The organism is Bradyrhizobium sp. UFLA03-84 (assembly GCF_002289535.1).
Lineage (GTDB): Bacteria > Pseudomonadota > Alphaproteobacteria > Rhizobiales > Xanthobacteraceae > Bradyrhizobium > Bradyrhizobium viridifuturi.
Window position 1 is genome coordinate 495951 of sequence record NZ_NSJY01000003.1, and the last position, 19948, is coordinate 515898.

General features: G+C 64.6%; 21 protein-coding genes. 3 read left to right on the plus strand and 18 right to left on the minus strand.

Annotated elements, in window-relative coordinates:
• Nucleotides 1-134: 134 nt before the first annotated feature.
• From phoB to CK489_RS02415, 13 genes are all read right to left on the minus strand, one after another.
• The gene (gene phoB, locus CK489_RS02355) at nt 135-845 is read right to left on the minus strand and encodes a phosphate regulon transcriptional regulator PhoB (protein ID WP_016844067.1); all 711 of its coding nucleotides are present in this window, start codon (nt 843-845) and stop codon (nt 135-137) included.
• 60 nt (nt 846-905) lie between these two features.
• Entirely contained in the window at nt 906-1625 is a 720-nt protein-coding gene (phoU, locus tag CK489_RS02360; RefSeq protein ID WP_021076558.1) for a phosphate signaling complex protein PhoU, read from the minus strand.
• 107 nt (nt 1626-1732) lie between these two features.
• The gene (gene pstB, locus CK489_RS02365; RefSeq protein WP_050630057.1) at nt 1733-2551 is read right to left on the minus strand and encodes a phosphate ABC transporter ATP-binding protein PstB; all 819 of its coding nucleotides are present in this window, start codon (nt 2549-2551) and stop codon (nt 1733-1735) included.
• Nucleotides 2548-3393, minus strand: coding sequence for a phosphate ABC transporter permease PstA (pstA, locus tag CK489_RS02370; protein ID WP_050630056.1), 846 nt, complete (start codon nt 3391-3393; stop codon nt 2548-2550). The genes pstB and pstA overlap by 4 nt, the downstream gene beginning before the upstream one ends.
• 4 nt (nt 3394-3397) lie before the next feature.
• Nucleotides 3398-4387 carry a phosphate ABC transporter permease subunit PstC gene (pstC, locus tag CK489_RS02375; RefSeq protein WP_050630055.1) on the minus strand — a complete coding sequence of 330 codons (990 nt, stop codon included), beginning with the start codon at nt 4385-4387 and terminating at the stop codon, nt 3398-3400.
• 225 nt (nt 4388-4612) lie between these two features.
• The gene (pstS, locus tag CK489_RS02380) at nt 4613-5623 is read right to left on the minus strand and encodes a phosphate ABC transporter substrate-binding protein PstS (RefSeq protein ID WP_095731138.1); all 1011 of its coding nucleotides are present in this window, start codon (nt 5621-5623) and stop codon (nt 4613-4615) included.
• Between the two features lie 136 nt (nt 5624-5759).
• The gene (locus CK489_RS02385; protein ID WP_050630053.1) at nt 5760-7073 is read right to left on the minus strand and encodes a sensor histidine kinase; all 1314 of its coding nucleotides are present in this window, start codon (nt 7071-7073) and stop codon (nt 5760-5762) included.
• 84 nt (nt 7074-7157) lie between these two features.
• Complete coding sequence (locus CK489_RS02390; protein ID WP_050424197.1) at nt 7158-8213, minus strand: putative bifunctional lysylphosphatidylglycerol flippase/synthetase; 1056 nt, start codon at nt 8211-8213, stop codon at nt 7158-7160.
• 351 nt (nt 8214-8564) lie between these two features.
• Nucleotides 8565-8792, minus strand: a complete 228-nt coding sequence (locus CK489_RS02395; protein WP_050630101.1) for a SelT/SelW/SelH family protein — start codon at nt 8790-8792, stop codon at nt 8565-8567.
• 19 nt (nt 8793-8811) lie between these two features.
• Nucleotides 8812-9720 carry a haloalkane dehalogenase gene (locus CK489_RS02400; protein ID WP_095731139.1) on the minus strand — a complete coding sequence of 303 codons (909 nt, stop codon included), beginning with the start codon at nt 9718-9720 and terminating at the stop codon, nt 8812-8814.
• Nucleotides 9717-10307 (minus strand): TetR/AcrR family transcriptional regulator, encoded by a 591-nt coding sequence (locus CK489_RS02405; protein WP_095731140.1) that lies wholly within the window; start codon nt 10305-10307, stop codon nt 9717-9719. Before CK489_RS02405 ends, CK489_RS02400 begins: the two co-directional genes overlap by 4 nt.
• 110 nt (nt 10308-10417) lie before the next feature.
• Entirely contained in the window at nt 10418-10714 is a 297-nt protein-coding gene (locus CK489_RS02410; protein ID WP_050630051.1) for a hypothetical protein, read from the minus strand.
• Between the two features lie 2 nt (nt 10715-10716).
• Nucleotides 10717-12111: an OmpA family protein gene (locus CK489_RS02415; RefSeq protein ID WP_095731141.1), complete on the minus strand. Its 1395-nt coding sequence runs from the start codon at nt 12109-12111 to the stop codon at nt 10717-10719.
• Nucleotides 12112-12279: 168 nt separating this feature from the next.
• On the opposite strand from CK489_RS02415, the gene CK489_RS02420 reads away from it, so the two are divergent.
• Nucleotides 12280-13338, plus strand: coding sequence for a polysaccharide deacetylase family protein (locus CK489_RS02420; protein WP_095731142.1), 1059 nt, complete (start codon nt 12280-12282; stop codon nt 13336-13338).
• Between the two features lie 12 nt (nt 13339-13350).
• Here the strand turns inward: CK489_RS02420 and CK489_RS02425 are convergent, their stop codons facing one another.
• Together CK489_RS02425 and CK489_RS42575 are read right to left on the minus strand one after the other, a co-directional pair.
• Nucleotides 13351-14076 (minus strand): sulfite exporter TauE/SafE family protein, encoded by a 726-nt coding sequence (locus CK489_RS02425; RefSeq protein WP_095731143.1) that lies wholly within the window; start codon nt 14074-14076, stop codon nt 13351-13353.
• A gap of 42 nt (nt 14077-14118) precedes the next feature.
• Nucleotides 14119-14247, minus strand: coding sequence for a hypothetical protein (locus CK489_RS42575; protein ID WP_283807241.1), 129 nt, complete (start codon nt 14245-14247; stop codon nt 14119-14121).
• On the opposite strand from CK489_RS42575, the gene CK489_RS02430 reads away from it, so the two are divergent.
• Nucleotides 14228-14500 (plus strand): hypothetical protein, encoded by a 273-nt coding sequence (locus CK489_RS02430; protein ID WP_143278076.1) that lies wholly within the window; start codon nt 14228-14230, stop codon nt 14498-14500. The genes CK489_RS42575 and CK489_RS02430 overlap by 20 nt on opposite strands.
• A 266-nt stretch (nt 14501-14766) precedes the next feature.
• A complete protein-coding gene (locus CK489_RS02435; protein ID WP_050630047.1) occupies nt 14767-15567 on the plus strand; it encodes an SDR family NAD(P)-dependent oxidoreductase in 801 nt (266 codons plus the stop codon).
• Nucleotides 15568-15754: 187 nt separating this feature from the next.
• Here the strand turns inward: CK489_RS02435 and boxB are convergent, their stop codons facing one another.
• The 3 genes from boxB to CK489_RS02450 all read right to left on the minus strand — a co-directional run bounded on the left by boxB (nt 15755) and on the right by CK489_RS02450 (nt 19878).
• Complete coding sequence (gene boxB, locus CK489_RS02440; protein ID WP_050630046.1) at nt 15755-17206, minus strand: benzoyl-CoA 2,3-epoxidase subunit BoxB; 1452 nt, start codon at nt 17204-17206, stop codon at nt 15755-15757.
• Nucleotides 17207-17218: 12 nt separating this feature from the next.
• The gene (gene boxC, locus CK489_RS02445; RefSeq protein WP_095731144.1) at nt 17219-18907 is read right to left on the minus strand and encodes a 2,3-epoxybenzoyl-CoA dihydrolase; all 1689 of its coding nucleotides are present in this window, start codon (nt 18905-18907) and stop codon (nt 17219-17221) included.
• Between the two features lie 161 nt (nt 18908-19068).
• A complete protein-coding gene (locus tag CK489_RS02450) occupies nt 19069-19878 on the minus strand; it encodes an alpha/beta fold hydrolase (protein WP_095731200.1) in 810 nt (269 codons plus the stop codon).
• Nucleotides 19879-19948 lie beyond the last annotated feature (70 nt).

The following is a 19948-nucleotide window of genomic DNA, read 5'->3' on the forward strand; positions in this document are numbered from 1 at the left end:
TTTTTTTGTGCCGAGTAGCTCTTCATGGAGCCAACAAGGCGAGGTCTACATCACCGGCGTCGTCCCGGCCTAGTGCGCAATTGCGCACTAGGCCGGGACGACGCGTGTTGTGGCTTGAGATTGCCCCGCGGCCGTTACGGCTGCGGCTCGGCCTTTGCGAAGCGGTCGTCGAGCGCATAGCCGGCGCCGCGCACGGTGCGGATCGGGTCCTGCTCACGGCCCGGATTGAGCAGCTTGCGCAGGCGGCCGATGTGCACGTCGACGGTGCGCTCGTCGATGTAGATGTCGCGGCCCCAGACGCTGTCGAGCAGCTGCTCGCGGCTGAACACGCGGCCCGGATGCTCGAGGAAGAACTCAAGCAGGCGATATTCGGTCGGGCCGAGATCGATCGGACGACCCGAGCGCGCCACACGGCGCTTCTCGCGGTCGAGCTCGATGTCACCATAGGTCAGCACGGTCGCAAGCCGTTCCGGGCTCGCGCGGCGCAGCAGGCCCTTCACACGGGCCAGCAGTTCCGGTACCGAGAACGGCTTGACGATGTAGTCGTCGGCGCCGGTGGCCAGCCCGCGCACGCGCTCGCTCTCCTCGCCGCGTGCGGTCAGCATGATGATCGGAAGCTGCTTGGTCTCGGGCCGCGCCCGCAAGCGACGGCACAGCTCGATGCCGGACAGGCCCGGCAGCATCCAATCGAGCACCACGAGGTCAGGAACGCGCTCCTTCAGGCGGGTGTCGGCGTCGTCGCCGCGCCCCACTGTTTCGACATCGTAGCCTTCCGCATCGAGGTTATAGCGCAACAGCGTCGTCAGCGCTTCCTCGTCTTCGACTACCAGAATGCGTGCGCTCATCGGTCTAAGTTCTTTCTGTGTGGTGATCCGTTGCCCTGACGCAAACCGAAACGCCGTCGACTATGTGTTACCCGGCACCGTGGTGGCAAAGTTGGTCATGTCACCCTTCGGGCGCTTGTCGGTGATCTGCTGGCCTTCGATCATGTAGAACACCGTCTCTGCGATGTTGGTGGCGTGATCGCCGATCCGCTCGATGTTCTTGGCGCAGAACATCAGATGGATGCAGAACGAGATGTTGCGCGGATCTTCCATCATGTAGGTGAGCAGTTCGCGGAACAGCGAGGTGCAGATCGCGTCAACCTCCTCGTCACCCTTCCAGACATTCATCGCCGCCGGCAGATCGTGCGCGGCATAGGCGTCGAGCACCGACTTGACCTGCGACAGCACGAGATCGGTCATGTGCTCGAGGCCGCGGATCAGCTTCAGCGGCTGAAAATCGCTTTCCAGCGCCGCGACGCGCTTGCCCATGTTCTTGGCGAGATCGCCGATCCGCTCGAGGTCGGTGGCGACGCGCATCGCGCTGACGATTTCGCGCAGGTCGATCGCCATCGGCTGGCGGCGGGCGATCGTCAGCACAGCGCGCTCTTCGATGACGCGCTGCAAATTGTCGATCTCGATGTCGGCGGCGACCACGCGCTTGCCGAGCGCGACGTCGCGGCGGATCAGCGCGTCGACCGACTCGGTAATCATCCGCTCGACGAGGCCGCCCATCTCGGCGACCAGGCGGGTCAACTCCTGCAGGTCGCTGTCAAATGCCTTGGCGGTATGTTCAGAAGCCATCGCTTGTCTCCCCTCAATCATGATCCCGGGGATCATGATTTCGTGTCCTGAATTTTAGCATGATCCGATCGGAAAACCGGTCTCCACTTTTCCGGATCATGCGCCGGTCAACCGAACCGGCCGGTGATGTAGTCCTGGGTGCGTCGATCGCTCGGCGAAGTGAAGATCTTGTTGGTGTCGTCGAACTCGATCAGCTCGCCGAGATACATGAAGGCGGTCTTGTCGGAGACGCGCGCCGCCTGCTGCATGTTGTGGGTGACGATCGCGATCGTGTAGTCCTCGGAGAGCTCCTGGATCAGCTCCTCGACCTTGGCGGTCGAGATCGGGTCGAGCGCCGAGCAGGGCTCGTCGAACAGGATCACCTCGGGGCGCACCGCGACGGTGCGCGCGATGCACAGGCGCTGCTGCTGCCCGCCGGAGAGCGACAGGCCGGAGGCGTTCAGCTTGTCCTTGACCTCGTTCCACAGCGCACCGCCGCGCAGCGCCTTCTCGACCCGGTCGTCCATCTCGGACTTCGAGATCTTCTCATAAAGGCGGATGCCGAAGGCGATGTTCTCGTAGATCGTCATCGGGAACGGCGTCGGCTTCTGGAACACCATGCCGACCCGCGCGCGCAGCAGATTGAGGTCGAGCTTGGGATCGAGGATGTTGGTCTGGTCCAGCATCAGCTGGCCGGTGGCGCGCTGTCCCGGATAAAGGTCATACATCCGGTTGAAGATGCGCAGCAGGGTCGACTTGCCGCAGCCCGACGGGCCGATGAACGCCGTGACGCGGTTGGTGCCCAGCGTCAGGTTGATGTTCTTCAGCGCGTGGTGCTCGCCGTAATAGAAGTTGAGGTTGCGCACCGTGACTTTCGGCGGCGCTTCCGGAAGCGGAACCTGGGGAACGTGGCCCGCGGCAGTCGTGGAGACGGAAAGCTCGGTCATTTTGCGGCCCTTTCGGCACCAAGGATACGCGCGCCGATATTCAGCGCGAGCACGGTGAATGTGATCAGCAGTGCGCCGCTCCACGCCAGCTCTTTCCAGTAGGCGTAGGGGCTCTGCACGAAGTTGTTGATGGTCACCGGCAGGTTGGCCATCGTCTTGGTCAGATCCAGGCTGAAGAACTGGTTCGACAGCGCGGTGAACAGCAGCGGCGCGGTTTCGCCGGCGACGCGCGCGGTCGCCAGCAGCACGCCGGTGATCAGACCCGACCTGGCCGCACGATAAGCGATCCGCTTGATCACCAGCGAACGCGGCAGGCCGAGCGCAGAGGCCGCCTCGCGCAGCGGATTGGGCACCAGCAGCAGCATGTCCTCGGTGGTGCGCAGCACGACCGGGATCACGATCACGGCGAGCGCAAGCGCGCCGGCGATTGCCGAGAAGCCGCGCATCGGCACCACCACCGCGCCATAGATGAACAGGCCGATGATGATCGATGGCGCGCTGAGCAGAATGTCGTTGATGAAGCGGATCACCGAGGTGAGCCTGTCGTGTCTGCCGTACTCGGCGAGGTAGGTGCCGGCGAACAGGCCGAGCGGCGCGCCGATGCCGACGCCGATCACGGTCATGATGACCGAACCGACGATGGCGTTGAGCAGGCCACCATCGGTGGAGCCCGGCGGCGGCGTGTTCTGGGTGAACAGCTGTACGCTGAGGCCGGCAAGGCCGTTGTAGAGCAGCGTGATCAGGATCAGCGCCAGCCAGGTGACGCCGAACAGCGCCGCGCCGACGCAGAGCGTGCGGATGACGATGTCGCTGCGGCGGCGGGATTTGTAGATCGGGTTCATGGCGTTACTTCCCCGCCTTCTTTTCAAGCCGCATCAGCATCAGCCGCGCGCCGGCGAGCACGAAGAAGGTCAGCACGAACAGCAGGAGGCCGAGCAGGATCAGGCCGGACTGGTGCAGACCGTCGCTCTCGGCGAATTCGCTGGCGATCGCCGCGGAGATCGTGGTGCCCGGCGCGAAGATCGACGACGAGATGCGGAACGAGTTGCCGATGATGAAGGTCACCGCCATCGTCTCGCCGAGGGCGCGGCCGAGCGCCAGCATGACGCCGCCGATCACGCCGACGCGGGTGTAGGGGATCACCACGCTGCGGACGACTTCCCAGGTGGTGCAGCCCATGCCGTAGGCGGCCTCCTTCAGCACGGGCGGCACGGTCTTGAACACGTCGACCGAGATCGCGGTGATGAAGGGCAGCACCATGATGGCGAGGATCAGGGCCGCGTTGAACAGGCTGAGATAGGACGGCGGGCCCGCGAACACCGCGCCCAGCACCGGAACGCCCTCGAAGATCCTGATCATGAAGGGCTGGAACGTGTTGGCCAGGAACGGGCCGAGCACGAAGAAGCCCCACATGCCGTAGATGATCGAGGGGATGCCGGCCAGCAGCTCGATGGCGATGCCGATCGGGCGGCGCAGCACTTGCGGGCACAGCTCGGTAAGGAACACCGCGATGCCGATGCCGACCGGAATGGCGATCAGCATCGCGATGATCGAGGTGATCAGCGTGCCGTAGATCGGACCGAGCGCGCCGAGCACCGGCGGATCGGCGGAGGGCGCCCAGCGCTGCGTCCAGAGGAAGGCGAAGCCGTATTCCTTCATCGCCGGCCAGGCGCCGACGATCAGCGACAGGATGATGCCGCCGAGGATCAACAGAACCGAGATCGCGGAGACGCGGGTGATCCAATAGAAGGTGAGATCACCCAGCTTGAAGGCGCTGAGGGCCTTGGCGCGATCGTAAGGTCCCGCGGCTTCCATCACATCGCTCTGAACAGCCATGTCTGCCACGCCTATCCCCTCTTTTTTATTTGAAACCTGCACAAACCGCCACGCCCCGAAGCGATCTTCACTGACGCATTTGGCCGGGCGTCGTTCCGGCTTGCGCCTCCCGGGGCGCGAACCCCGGGGCCACCCGCGCTTGTTGCCGCGGTGAAGGAGCCCGGGTCTTGACCGCTCAACCTGTGCCGCCCCTGGGAGGCGGCACAGGCCTTCAAAGCGTCGGACTTAGCTCTTGATGTCCGAGGACCAGGTCTTCTCGATCAGCTTGACGACCGAGTCCGGCATCGGGATGTAGTCGAGCTCTTCGGCCGCCTTGTCACCCTTCTCGAAGGCGTACTTGAAGAACTTGAGCGCTTCCTGCGAGGCCGCCTTGTCGGTCGAGTCCTTGTGCATCAGGATGAAGGTCGCCGCGGTGATCGGCCAGGAGGCATCGCCCGGCTGGTCGGTCAGGATCACGTAGTAGCCGGGAGCCTTGGCCCAGTCGGCGTTCGCCGCGGCGGCCTGGAAGGCGGCCATGGTCGGCTGCACGGTTTTGCCGCCCTTGTTGACCATGCCGGCGTAGGTCAGCTTGTTCTGCTTGGCATAGGCATACTCGACATAGCCGATCGCGTTCTTGGTCTGGCTGATGTTGCCGGACACGCCCTCGTTGCCCTTGGCGCCGACGCCGGTCGGCCACTCGACCGCGGTGCCCTCGCCCACCTTGCTCTTCCAGTCGGCGCTGACTTTCGAGAGGTAATTGGTGAAGTTGAAGGTGGTGCCCGAACCGTCCGAGCGGCGAACAACGGCGATCGCGGCCGAGGGCAGGTTGACCTTCGGGTTGAGCTTCTTGATCGCGGGATCGTCCCACTTGGTGATCTTGCCGAGGTAGATGTCGGCGAGCGTCTCGCCGTCGAACACCATCTCGCCAGGCTTCACGCCGTCAATATTCACCACCGGAACGATCGCACCCATGACCATCGGCCACTGGACGAGACCGTCCTTCTCGAGCTGCTCGACCTTGAGCGGCATGTCGCTCGCGCCGAAAGTGACGGTCTTGGCCTGGATCTGCTTGATGCCGCCGCCAGAGCCGATCGACTGATAGTTCAGGCCGTTGCCGGTGTCCTTCTTGTAGGCGTCAGCCCATTTGGAATAGATCGGGAACGGAAACGTCGCGCCCGCGCCGGTAATATCGGCAGCGAAGGCCGACGTCGAAGCGGCGACCATGCCGGCAGCGACGATTGCTTTAATGAAATTCATGGGGTGGTCTCCATCTTGTGAGCGAAGCGCCGAATGCGCCCGATCGCGCTCACGCCGGTCCATCTAGGAGCGGTCGGTGCTGCTTTTACGAAGGTTGGATGACAGTTGGATGACAGAGCTAAGCGGCTGAAAATGCTTAGCTTTGGGTCGGAAGCGGGGTCTTCGGCCGGGGAAAACAGGCGGTAAAAGTCGCCCCATTGTTCGGCACGCTCTCGATCAAAAGACGCCCGCGATGACGGTTAAGAATATGTTTCACCAGCGATAATCCGAGGCCCGTTCCGCCCTGGTTGCGGCTGTCGCCGACGTCCACCCGGTAGAACCGCTCGGTCAGCCGCGGCAGGTGCTCCGGGGCAATGCCGGGGCCGAAATCCCGTACCATGACACGGATTTCGGGGCTCCCCTCGCCCGATGCGCCCGGAACGGTCTGATTGAGCGACACTATGACGCGGCCGCCCGAGGCGCCGTATTTGAGCGCGTTCTCGATCAGGTTCTCGAACAGGCGGAGCAGTTCCTCGCGGTCGCCGGCGATCGTGACCGGGGCCTGCGGCAGGTCGACGTCGATTTCGACCTGGCGCTCGCTGGCCAGCGCCTCGAGCCCGTCGGCGACCTGGCGGATGATCGGCACGATATCGATCGAGGCCTCGGGCCGCACATGGGCCGACAGCTCGACCCGCGACAGCGACAGCAGGTCATCGATCAGCCGCGCCATGCGCGTCGCCTGGGTGTGCATGATGCCGAGGAAGCGCTCGCGCGCCCTTGCGTCCTCGCGCGCCGGCCCCTGCAAGGTGTCGATGAAGCCGGACAGCGCGGCGAGCGGCGTGCGCAGCTCGTGGCTGGCATTGGCGACGAAGTCGGCGCGCATCTCCTCGACCCGGCGCAGCGGCGTCAGGTCGTGGAAGGTCATCAGCATGCACTTCTCGGTGCCGCCGAACTGGGTCGGCACCGGCACCGGCGTGATCACCAATTCCATCCAGCGATCGACCGGGACGTGGTCGGTGTAGGTGGCACGGCGCGGCTCGGTGGTCGCGATCGCCTCGCGCAGCGCGGTGATGATCTCAGGCGAACGCAGGGCAAATTGCGCCAATTCGTTCTTGCGCAGCGCCGGCGCGAGCTGGGCCGCGGCGGCATTGAGATGGATGACGCGGCCGGCGCGATCGAGCAGCACGGCGGGATCCGGCATGCCGGCGACGACGGCGCTGACGGCCGCGGCCTCCACCGGATTGACGCCGCGGACATCCTCGCGCGAGGTACCGGCATCATGCAGCCGCCACGGCACCAGCGCCGCGGCCGCGATGCAGACAAACACCGCGCAGGCGCGCACCAGCGACAACTCGCCGAGCGCGACCACCACACTGAGCGCCAGCGCTGCGGCAAGCAGGATCAGCGCGGAATGGCGCAGGCGGTCGGGCCAGGGCGAGAAAATGGACTGCGGGGTATCGTCAATTGCCATCGCGGCGGCTTTCTTCCCGTCGGTTCGTGTCTCGCCCAGGCGCGGTCAGATCGACCGTCCCTCGGGAGGCATCGGGCCGCATCGTCAGACCCCGGAATCACCGCGCTTGCGGACCAGAACCGCCTCATGATGCGGCTCAGCGCGGGGACCCGAATCAGTCTGCGGCAGCCGTTTGAGTCGGGCGCCGACGATAACCTCCCGAAACGTCAGCAAGATTACAGATATGACGAATGGCGCAATATAGTAGAGCAGCCGGAACAGCAGCATGCCGCCGAGCAGGTCCTCGCGGTCCATCTGCCAGAGGCCGACCAGCATGGCGGCATCGAACACCCCGAGCCCGCCGGGGGAGTGGCTGGCAAAGCCGAGCAGGGTCGCCGACACGAAGATGACCGCGACCACGACGAAGCCGAGATTGGGCTCGTCCGGCACCAGCACGTACATCGCCAGCGCGCAGAAGCCGAGGTCGACGATACCGATCGCGATCTGCAGCAGCGTCAGCGGGCCGCCCGGCAGGGTCACCGTCCAGGGCCCGCGGCCAACCACCCTCGGCTGGGTCCAGACCCAGACCACATAGGCGACCAGCGCGATGATGATGCCGAACGCTAGCGTGCGGTTGAGCCAGGGCGGCAGCTGGTCGATGTTGGCCGCGGCCTCCGGGTGATAGGCGATGCCGAGCCCGAGCACCGCGGCGTTGCCGAGCCAGAAGGTCAGGCCGGCGAGAAAGCAGATCTTGGCGACGTCGATCGCGTTCAAGCCCCAGGCCGAATAGATCCGATAGCGCACCGCGCCGCCGGTGAACACGCTGGCGCCGACATTGTGGCCGATCGAATAGGAAGTGAATGCCGCGAGCGCATTGATGCGATAGGGCACGTGGGCGTGGCCGATCGCGCGCACCGCGAACAGATCGTAGAAGGTCAGCGTGAAATAGCCGGCTGCGACGAATAGTCCCGCCAGCATGATCTGCCGCGGCTCGGTGCTCTTGATGGCCTCGAGCACCTCGTTGGTGTCGATGCCGCGCAGCATGTGATAAAGGACGTAGCAGGCGATGCCGATGACGGCGATGCTGATGACAACACCCAGCCGATGCAGGAGTTGCTTCTGGCGTAGAAACGCCATCGCCCTGCGTATTGCTTCCAGCATCTAGACCTCGAGTTGCGATCCCGCGACGACGGCTCCCGGGCGATCTACGCCGGCGCTTCGCTGTGCCCTGCCCCGTGTAGCGCGTTTTAAGCCGGAGTGGAATTCGTCAAACGACAATAAAACGCGCATCTTCAAGATATTAGGGATGATTCATGACAGCGGGTGCACAAATATGCGCGTTTCTCGCCACCTTCGACAAGGCTTGATGTCGACGTGCGGCAGTTAGCCCGGCGAAAGGCACGCAACACCATCCGGGAAACTACGGGGGACTGATGCGCCGCGCGGCATCCTGCCAACGAAAATTGCCGCCGCAATGATCATTGCGGCGGCAACGATCCAGGTCAGCGGTGGTTATGCCCGCGCGGTAGCCACTGCGGCGACGATTTCCTCGGCATCGGGGAAATGTCCCTTCACGCGTCTGGCGATCACTTTGCCGTCAAGCTTGACCTCGAAGACGCCGCCCTTGCCGGGCACCAGTTCGGCATCGAGGCCAAGGCGTTCGTGCAGCAGCGTGGCCGCGGCCCTGGCGCGCTTCTCGTAGCCGCAGGGACGGCAATAGGTGATCGAGAGATCGGTCATGGCGCATTCTCCCATCCGCTCAGGCTGCAAGGTGCTGGGCGCTCGCGGCCTCGATGCCGGCGATCCAGCCGGCGACCGAGCGACCGATCGCTTCCGGATGATCCTCCTGCAGATAATGCGCACCCGCGCCGAGCTGGATGACCGCGCAATGCTGCAGCCGCGCCGCGAAATCGGCGGCAAAGGCCGGCGACACCAACGCGCCGGGCGAGCCGGTGAACAACAGCTTCGGATAGGTCGATGCCGCAAGCGCCGCGTGTGCCGCGGTCAGCGCCTGATAGACGTCGGCCGGCTCGCCCGCGATCGGCAGCTCGCGCGGCAGCATCAAGGTCGGCTTGCGGCTCTCGCGCGTCGCAAACGGCGCGCGGTAGGCTTCCATTTCCTCGGCGCTGAGCGTGCGCAGGATCGAGCCGGGCAGCACGCGCTCGACGAACGCATTGTTGTCGAGGACCATCGCTTCGCCGACGCCCGGCGTGCGGAATTTGCGGAACGTCTCGCGGGCGGCCTCGTGCTGGTGGAAGTCGGACCAGTCCTGCATCGGGCGGATGAACTCCATGAAGGCCAGCCCGCGCACCAATTGCGGTCGGCGCGCGGCGAGATGGAAGGCGAGCGCAGTGCCCCAATCCTGGGCGACGAGATACGCCGAGGTGATGCCGAGATCGTCGATCAACGCGTCGAGATAGTCAGCCTGGTCGAAGAAGCGGTAGGCGATATCGGGCTTGCCGGACTGACCGTAGCCGATCAGGTCGGGCGCGATGCAGTGCCCGACCGGCGCCACCAGCGGCATGATGTTGCGCCAGATGTAGGACGACGTCGGATTGCCGTGCAGGAACAGCACGTGCGGCGCGTCGCTGCGCCCGGTTTCGCGATAGGCCATTGTGGAGGCGAGCACGGGCCGGTGATGCAGGCTGATCTCGTCGGATATCGTCATGGCAACTCCTTGAACACGGTTTGGAATGCGATCGTCTTGAAACGTTCGAGCGCAGCCGCGCTACGTTCGACCTTCATGCGCAGCATCGCGCCCTGCCAGGATGCGAGCAGGAAATCGGCCAGCTCATCGGCATCGAAGTCGGACGCGATTTCGCGCTTGGCCTGGGCTTCAGTGATGCAGGCGGCGAACGGCGCGCGCCATTCCCGGAAGATCTCGTCGAGCTGCTCGCGCAGCATCTCGCTCGAGCCGGAGGCCTCGAGGCTGAAGTCGCCGATCAGGCAGCCGCGGGTGAAGCCGTCATGGGCAAGCTTGCCGGTGATGAGATCGAGATAGCGGCGGAGCCGTTCACGCGGCGGCAGCGTGGTGTCGCCGAGGGCTTCCGCGACGAGGCCGCGCACATAGAGGAAGTAGCGGTCGAGCACCTCGGAGGCGAACAGCTCCTTGGAGCGGAAATGGTTGGTGAACGAACCCTGCGGCGCGCCGGCGGCCGCCGTGACGTCGCGCACGCTGGTGCCGTGATAGCCGGTCCGGAACATTTCCTTCAGGCCGGCGTCGAGGATGGCATCGCGGAGAGAGGGTTTTGGCATGGGCTTGATTTAATACGTACGTACGTATTGATGTCAAGCCCTAATAATCCGTGCGGCGGCACCGCGCGTGGCGGCGCCGCCCGGGTCCGATAGATCAAGGGTTTAGGGGGTCAGCTCGCGGGCTTGCTGCGCGAGACCACCCAGTCGCGCAGCCAGGAGCCGATGGCACAACCCACCAGATAGAGCGCGAACATCATCAGGAAGAGATCGAGCCAATAGCCGAAGCGGCCGGGCACGATCCGCGCGAACGATGCCGCCACCAAGGCGGCGGCGAGCAGCGCGAGCCAACGCATCCAGAGCCTCGAGACGCCCTGCGCCCGATGCACCACCGCGATCCAGCCCATGCAGAAGCCGAGCAGCGCTGCGCCAAGCAGCCAACCCCAGACGAATGTCGCGAGCACGGTCATCGCTACTTCACCACGAATTCGATGCGGCGGTTCTGCGCCTTGCCATCTTCACTCTCATTGCCGGCGAGCGGCTGCGTGCTGCCATAGCCGATCGGCGTGAAGCGGTTGGTTGGCAATCCGGCGCGCACCAGGTAATCCACCACGGCCTGCGCGCGGCGCTCCGACAGCGCCTGGTTGGCCGCCTCCTCGCCATCGCTGTCGGTGTGGCCGGCAACCTCGATCGTCGCATTGGGGCAGCGCATCGCGGTCTCGATCAGGCGGTCGAGCAGACCGGCGGAGTCAGGAACGATGTCGGCCTTCCCCGTGTCGAAGCGGATCTTTCCCTTCGACAGGATCTCGGAAAACAGCTGCTGGCACACGGTGGGATCGACCGGCGCCGCCGCCGGCTTGACCGTGACCTCGGCCTTGTACTGCCAACCCTGCGGAAAATCCTTGCCGAGCCCGTCGCGGATCTGCCCCGCCGCAGCGTCGTAGAGCGCATCGCCCGACAGCTTCACCTCGCGATCCGACACCACGAGCGTCCCGGTCGACAGCCGCGACAGCGCACCGAGCGCGGGCACCACCGCCGCCGCAAACCCTGACGGCGCGCCAATGCTGGCCTTGAGGTTGTCGACCACCTTCTCGCTGAAGAACTTGCGGCCGGCGGCGGCGACCAGCGCGGCATGCACGTTGTTGTCGGGCACGTAGCCGGTCAGCGTCAGCGTCACCGCGACCGGGTCCTTGTAGGCCTGGAATACGTAGGGCGGCGCCTTGATGTCGTTAGTGGCGATCGAATAGCCGTCCGGCAGGTTCTTCAGCGCCGCCGCGATCGCCTCGCGTCCGCCGAGCTCGCGCGCCATGCCGGCGAGTGCGACCTTGTTGTCGGTCAGCGTGATCTTGCCTTCCTTCAGCTTGCCGATCTGGTCGAGCAGCAACAGCGCAGCCGGATCGAATCGCTGTGGCGCGCCGCGGGCGAGCGCCATCTGATCGACCACCTCGACACCGCCGAGACCGGCCTTCGCGGCCTCCGTCAGCTTGCTCTTGCTCGACGGCAGCGGCGCATTGCCGCCAAGCGTGACGCGCACCACGTCGCGCTCCGCCGACCACACGTAGGGCTTGGCCTCGGGAACAAGGCGGGTCTCGTCGTTGACCAGCCGCACGCCCGGCACGGCTTCGACCGATGCCACCGCGCTGAGGCGGCCGTCTTCGGAGAAGGCATTGGCTGCAAACGTGACGTCACGGCCGTCGACGCTGATGCGGCGCTTGTCGAGCACGGTGTCTTTCAATGCGGCATTAGAGCGCGCAGCAAGATCCGCCTCGACCGTCGCCGTCGAGGTCCAGGCCGCGATACCCCACAGGACGACCAGTGGAATCACCCCCGGCCACCACTTGCTACTCCACTTGAAAAGTCCGTGCATTCAGCGTCCTGCGGGTCGGGAACCAGAGAGAAAACAAACCCTTGGCTGACTGTCAAACCCCAAATCGACTGCCATGGCGTGGCCGCCATGTCGGACCGGGATAACAGTTTCTTCAGTGGTCTTTCGCTAAGTTTGCGGCGGAATGCAAATCGGCCAGCCCGTGCCCTCATGAAACAACTCCGCAACACCGTGATCCGTGCCGGGATGGAGGCGTTGTATTTTTCGGGTGCGCATATCCTGCTGCGGCCGATCTTCGCCGGCATCGGCGCCATCTTCATGCTGCACCACGTCCGCCCGCGCCGCGCCGATGCGTTCCAGCCCAACCATCATCTCGAGGTCACGCCGGACTTCCTGCGCGCGATGCTGACGCATCTGCGCGCGCTCGACGTCGAAATCATCAGCATGGATGAGGCGCATCGCCGCCTCACCGAACGGAATTTCGAGCAACGCTTCGCCTGCTTCACCTGCGACGACGGCTATCGCGACAACCGCGATTTCGCGCTGCCGGTGATGCGCGAGTTCGGCGCGCCGTTCACGGTGTTTGTCGCGAGCGATTTCGCCGAGGGCTGCGGCAAATTGTGGTGGATCGCGCTGGAGCGGATCATCGCGGCGGCATCGGCGATCGAGGTGCCGGTCGCCGGCGTCATGACGCGGATCGACACTGCGACGCCGCAAGCCAAGCGCACGGCATTCGGCCGCATGCATGACTGGCTGCGGTCACTGCCGGGCGAGACGGAGATGCAGGACGCGATCTCAGCGCTGTGCGCCCGCCACGGCGTCGACGAGGCCGGCATCGCGCGCGAGCTCTGCATGTCATGGGACGAGTTGCGCGGTTTTGCCGCCGATCCGCTGGTCACGATCGGCGCCCACACCATCAGCCATTGCAATCTCGCCAAGCAGAGCGAGACCGTCGCATTGTTCGAGCTCGCCACCAGCCGGGCGCGGATCGAGCAAGCGTTGCAGCGGCAAGTCGCGCATCTTGCCTATCCCTATGGCGACCGGATCGCCGCCGGGCAGCGCGAATTCGCTCTCGCCAAATCGATCGGCTTCCGGACCGCGGTGACGACGCGGCCGGGCATGCTGTTTCCCGAAAGCGCCGACTATCTGACCGCCTTGCAGCGGGTCTCGCTGAACGGCAATTACCAGGACGCGCGGCTCTTGCCGGTCCTGACCTCCGGCGCCGCCACCGCAGTGTGGAACGGCTTTCGCCGGATCGACGCGGCGTGATCGAGCAACGTCCTAGATCACCAGCAATACCCCCGATACCAGCAACAGGCCGAGGATCACCCGCCTGAAATTGGCCTCATCGATGTTGCGGAAGGCAAAGATGCCGAGCCACGAACCGGCAAGCAGCGCCGGAGCGCTCCAGACGACGTCGTAGGCGACCTTGATCGGTAGGTCGCGATGCAGCAGCATCATCGCCAGCGCCGAAATCTGCATCGCGGCGATGAAGGGTTGCACGAGGCCGCGCTGCTGCTGCTTCGGCACGCCATGGATATCGCACCAGATGGTTGGCAGCGCGCCGGGCATCGCAGTCAGGCCGCCGATCAGGCCGCCGCCGAACCCTACCAGCGCGTGGCGCCCCTCAGGCAACCGGCCGAAGCCGATCGCGGGCCTGAACAGCATGTAGCCGGCATAGAGCGCGACCATGATCCCAAAACCTTCGCGGAACGTCCGGCCATCGGTGTTGTGCAACAGCCAGAGTGCGAGGGGGACGCCCAGCAGTCCGCCTGAAATCAGCAACAGGCTCTGCTTCCACTGGATGTTGTGCCGGAGCGCCCACAGATTGGCGCCCTGCACGCCGACGCTGCAGGCCATCATCAGCGGCACCGCCTCGGTCGGCGGCATCGCGTGCAGCAGGATGCCGCCGGCGATCGCGGAAAAGGCAAAGCCGGCGAGACCGGATACGAAAGCACCGCAGAACACCGCGGCGCTGAGCACGGCAAATGACGTGACGTCGGCCACCAGCTGACCTCCGTTGATTGCAGGGATGATGAATCGGGCGATCTAGTCGGTGTGAATCACCCTCGCGTCCCGCGACACGGCCGCATCTGCCGTGGCCGCGGGCATCAGCAATGTCGCAGTGAGAAGGTGCAGCACAAGAAATCCGACCGCGATGGCGATCAGCAGCGTCATCTCGCTGATCTCCGGAAGCCGGATGATCGATCTGCGCGTCGGCGACCGGTCAGTGATGGACATTGCCGCCACCCTCCGGATTGGCACCGCGCCGCTCGGCGCGATCGATCAGATGCTGATACTGCTTCAGAACGCGTCGCGCCTGAATCCGCCGCGAGTAATGAATTGCGCCGAGGATGGCCGCGAACAGCCCCTTCCGCCGTCGTCCGAATTGAATGTGGGTGACAGGCATCACACCGGTCACTGGCAATGAAATGTGCTTCATTACTGGAACTCCTGGTCTGGAATTCCACCCCACGCGCATGATGCGCCAGATCGGCCGGCCAATTTGTGCACCGCATCACATCTCAAGAAAGCTTGATCGAAGAAGGCTTGATGGATGTGACGCACGACCTTTGCGGGTGAACCGATCAGAACCATCGCCGGAGATCAAACGGGCTGCGCGTTCGTCGGCCGCCGCGGTTCCTTGACTAGCTTCATCAACCCGGCCAGAACGCTTGCCATAGCTAAGGAGGCAACATGTTCAAGGATCTGTTTTCACTGAAGGGCCGCGTCGCGCTGGTAACCGGGGGATCGCGCGGCATCGGCAAGATGATCGCGGCGGGATTCCTGGCGCAGGGTGCGGCCAGGGTCTACATCACCGCGCGCAAAGCAGGTCCCTGCGAGGCCACCGCCCAGGAGCTGTCAGCCGCCTATGACGGCGAATGCATCGCGCTGCCGATCGACATCTCGACCGTCGAGGGCTGCGAGAAGCTCGCCGGCGAGATCATCAAGCGCGAGCCCAAGCTCGACATCCTGGTCAACAATGCCGGCGCGGCATGGGGCGCGGATTTCGACGAATTCCCGGAGAGCGGCTGGGACAAGGTGATGAACCTCAACGTCAAGTCGATCTTCTTCCTGACCAAGGCGCTGGCCAAGCCGCTGCGCGCCGCGGCGAGCCATGACAGACCGGGCAAGGTGATCAACATCGCCTCGATCGACGGCATCTTCGTCAACCCGATGGAGACCTACTCGTATGCCGCGAGCAAGGCCGCGGTGATCCACCTGACGCGCCGGATGGCGACGCGGCTGATCAAGGACAACATCAACGTCACCGCGATCGCGCCGGGTGCCTTCAAGTCGGACATGAACCGCGCCGCGCGCGACCATGCGGACGAGGTCGCACAGCGCGTCCCGTCGCGGCGGGTCGGCAGCGACGAGGATATGGCGGGCACCGCGATCTATCTCGCCTCGCGCGCCGGCGACTATGTCGTGGGCAACACCATCGCGGTCGATGGCGGCGTGGTCTACGCGACCGCGGGGCTCGAGATCGCGGGGTAAGCGAGCGCTGCTTGCACAAAAGAAAAGGGGCGAGCCAGGACCTTTTCGGCTCACCCCTTTCCGGCCCCTCCGGGAGGAGAGGAACTGTCCGGTCATGATGCGATCCCGCATCATGACCTTCTTTGTTGTCGGAGCATGATCTCTTCGGAAAACCGCTTCACATTTTTCCGGATCATGCTCGAGAACATCAGCTCTCGATCCTCACATATTCGAAGTCACCCGGCTTGTTGTCGATGCCGACCTTGGGCGCCGAGATCCAGGAGGCGAACTCGCCGGGTTCGGTGACCGGCTTCATCAGCGAGGCGATGAAATCGCCGTCCGCGGCCGACGGCAGCCAGTCGTTCTTGCGGCTCGCCCAGGTGGCGTCGTCGATCAGGAGGCCATCGGGCGTCGCATGGACGTCCTTGAACTCGCCGATCTGGCGGTGGAAGGCGGTATTCGGCACCTGGAGCTTGTAGTCGATGCCGGCAGTCGAGATCACCTTGTTCCAGCGCAGCATGCCCTTGACGCAATCCTGCGTGTAGTCGTCGCGCAGCCGCATGTTGAGCGCGGTCAGCGCCGGCTCGTCGACCATCTTGATCTTGCCGTCCACCAGCTTCATGACCGGATAGGTCGAGTTCTTGAGCTGGTGATCGTCGTCGATCGTGGTTTCCTTGTAGCGGCCTTTGATGCCGGCGTTGAAGGCGTTCGCCGCGTTGGTCGACACTTCGGAGCCGAACAGGTCGAGCGACAGCGAATAGTGCAAATTGAGCTTCTTCTGGATGGTCGGCAGGTCGATCACGCCGAGCGCGCGGATCCTGGCGATGTCGTTCGGATCGGTGATGCCGGCTTCCTTCATCGCATCGCAGGTGCGCTGCACGACGCGGGTGATGCCGGTCTCGCCGACGAACATGTGGTGGGCTTCCTCGGTCAGCATGAAGCGGCAGGTGCGCGACAGCGGATCGAAACCCGACTGCGCCAGCGAGTGCAGCTGCATCTTGCCGTCGCGATCGGTGAAGTAGGTGAACATGAAGAACGACAGCCAGTCCGGCGTCGCCTCGTTGAAGGCGCCGAGCATGCGCGGTGAATCCGCATCGCCCGAGCGGCGGCGCAACAAATCGTCCGCCTCCTCGCGGCCGTCGCGGCCGAAATACTTCTGCAGCAGGTAGACCATCGCCCAGAGATGGCGGCCTTCCTCGACATTAACCTGGAACAGATTGCGCATGTCGTAGAGCGAAGGCGCGGTCTTGCCGAGATGGCGCTGCTGCTCGACCGAGGCCGGCTCGGTGTCGCCCTGGATCACGATCAGGCGCCGCAGCATCGCGCGATGCTCGCCGGGGACTTCCTGCCAGGCCGGCTTGCCGTAGTCCTCGCCGAACGGAATGACGCGGTTCTCTTCCTGCGGCGCGAGCAAAATGCCCCAGCGATATTCGGGCATCCGTACGTAGTCGAACTTGGCCCAACCGCGCGGATCGACCGAATAGGCGGTGCGCAGATAGACCAGTGATTCCTGGAAGCCGTCCGGCCCCATGTCCTTCCACCAGTCCATGTAGCCGGGATGCCAGCCTTCCAGCGCCTTCAGCACCTGGCGGTCTTCGGCGAGATTCACATTGTTCGGAATCTTGGTCGAGTAATCGACGTTCATGATGTTCATGTTCATGGCCGTGCTCCCTTAAACTCGCGTCATGTCGAATTGCGCCTTCTGGCCGGTGCCGTAGCGGCGCAGCGCGCCGTCTTCGCCGACCGCGTTCGGCCGCTGGAAGATCCAGTTCTGCCACGCGGTGAGGCGCGAGAAGATCTTCGATTCCATGGTCTCCGGACCAACGAAGCGCAGATTGGCTTCCATGCCGGTGAGGCCGTCGGGCGAGAACGAGGTGCGCTCCTCGAAGAACACGCGGACCTCGTCGTCCCAGTCGATGTCGTCGAGCGCGAAGGTGACGAGACCGAGCTCCTCGGCCTCCTCCGCATCGAGCGCCTTGCCGATCGATGCCTGCGCGCGTTCCAGATCCGACGGGTCGGCCTGGAAGCGCGACTGCAAGCGCGTCAGGCCATGGCTCATCGGATAGGGCCCGAAATTCATCGCGGTCAGCTCGATCGCCGGCGGCGGGCGGTTGTCGCCCTGCTTCTGGCCGATCAGCATGTAGGAGCGGTCGGCGGCGAACACGAGCTCGGCCAGCGTGCCGACGAAACAGGAGCCGGGCTCGACCAGCGTCACCAGCGTGCGCGAGGTGACGTCGATGCGCTTGAGCACGCGCTTCCAGTAGTGCCTGATCTCGTTGACCAGCCAGTGCGCCTTGTTGGCCTCCAGGAACGCGTCATAGGACACGACATTGGCGCGGTCGCCGTGGCTCTTGAACACCAGCATCGCGATCCCGAGCTCGTTGATGCGCAGATGCAGGATGGCATCGTCGAGTTCGCGGGCGACCTGCAGCGGCCAGAACGAAGCGCCCTGCCCGATCAGGCCGTCGATGTTGGCGGGAGCCGCAGCTTCCGGCGCCTTGATCGAGATGGTAGCGATGCGTGCGGCGCGGTCGATGTCGACGCTGACGAAGCCGTAGCGGATCGCGCTGTCGTCGATGGTGCGCGCAAGCGGCGTCAAAGCGAGGCCCTTGCCCTCGCCGTTGCGCTTCGACTTCGCGGCGAATTCCTTGACGCGCTCGGCAAGCTTGCCCTCGAGCTTGGAGTTCGGCGCGATCTCGTCGACCAGCCGCCACTGCACGGCGCGCTTGCCCTTGATGCCTTCCTCGATGGTGCAGAAGAAATCGGCGTGGTCGCGGCGCACCTTGCGCTTGTCGACGACGCGGGTCAGACCGCCGGTGCCCGGCAGCACCGCGAGCAGCGGCACTTCCGGCAGCGCGACGGCGGCGGCGCCGTCGTCGGCCATCATGATGTGGTCGGTCGCGAGCGCCAGCTCATAGCCGCCGCCGGCCGCGGTGCCGTTGACGACGGTGATGAAGCTCTGGCCGGAATTCTCGCTGGAATCTTCCAGGCCGTTGCGGGTCTCGTTGGTGAACTTGCAGAAGTTGACCTTGTGGGCGTGGGTCGAACCCGCCAGCATGCGGATGTTGGCGCCGGCGCAGAACACCCGGTTCTTGCCCGAGCGCATCACCACGACCTTGACCTCGGGATGCTCGAAGCGCAGCCGCTGCACGGCATCCGCAAGCTCGATGTCGACACCGAGGTCGTAGGAATTCAGCTTGAGCTGATAGCCTTCGAACAGGCCGGCGTTCTCGTCGACGTCCATGGTCAGCGTCGCGACGTCGCCCGCGACGTCGAGCTTCCAGTGCCGGTAGCGCGACGGCTCGGTCTGGAAGTCGATGTATTTCGCCCCGCCTGCAAGGACGCGATCGTCACCAGCCATGGGCCACCCTTACCTGTTGTTCGTTGTGATGGTTCGTCTTCTCTTCATGCACAATAATGCATGTTTTCGACCTAGTCCAGTTCAAAACGCAAAAACATGCATTTTGTTTCATGTTCGCGAAAATCCTCGCTGGGCCAATGGCCTAACACCAGCAGGAAATGTCAGGCCGCCAGTGCCGGGTCGTCACGCAGCGCCGCCCGTGCGAATTCGGCGACCGCGTCCAGCGTCACCGCGGCCGCCTCACGGTGCGGCGAATGGCCGGCGCCGGCGATCGCGGCGACATCGACCGGGCAGTAGCACTCCTCCTGGGCGATCTCGACCTGGCGCATCGTACCGTATTGATCGTCCGCACCCTGCACGATCAGCACCGGCACGCGGATATAGGCGAGATAGTCGGAGATATCCCAATCGCGGAACTTTGGATCGAGCCAGGCGCCGTTCCAGCCGTAGAAGGCGTTGTCGACATCCTTGTGCCAGCGCGCGAGCTTCTCCTTCAGATTGGTGGTCTCGTATGCCCTCTTGATCTCGGCGATCGACTGCACCGAGATGTCCTCGACGATGAAGTGCGGCGCGATCAGCGCAAGGCCTTGCAGGCGATGATCCTGGTGCGCGCCGGCATAGATCGCCGCGATCGACGCGCCGTCGGAATGTCCGAGCAGCAGGCCACGTTTGAAACCGATCCGATCCAGCAGCTTCGGCAGCAGGTCGAGCGCCTCGCGATGCATGTAGTCGACCGGGCGCGGCAGTTTTGCCGGCGACGACGCGCCATAGCCCGCGCGCGAATAGGCGAACACGCCGGCGCCGGTCGCCGCCTGCAGCTTCTCGGGGAAGTCGCCCCACAGCCCGACGCAGCCGAGGCCTTCATGCAGCATCACGATGGTCGGCGAGGTGTCCGGTGACGGACCGATCATGCGGTATTCGAGATCGGTGCCGTCGATGGTGAGGAAGCCTGAGGGTGCAAGGGTCGTCATGGTCGCGTCTTCCTCACTCTCGTCCCGGCGAAGGCCGGGACCCATAACCACAGGCTTCAGTTGTTGCGCA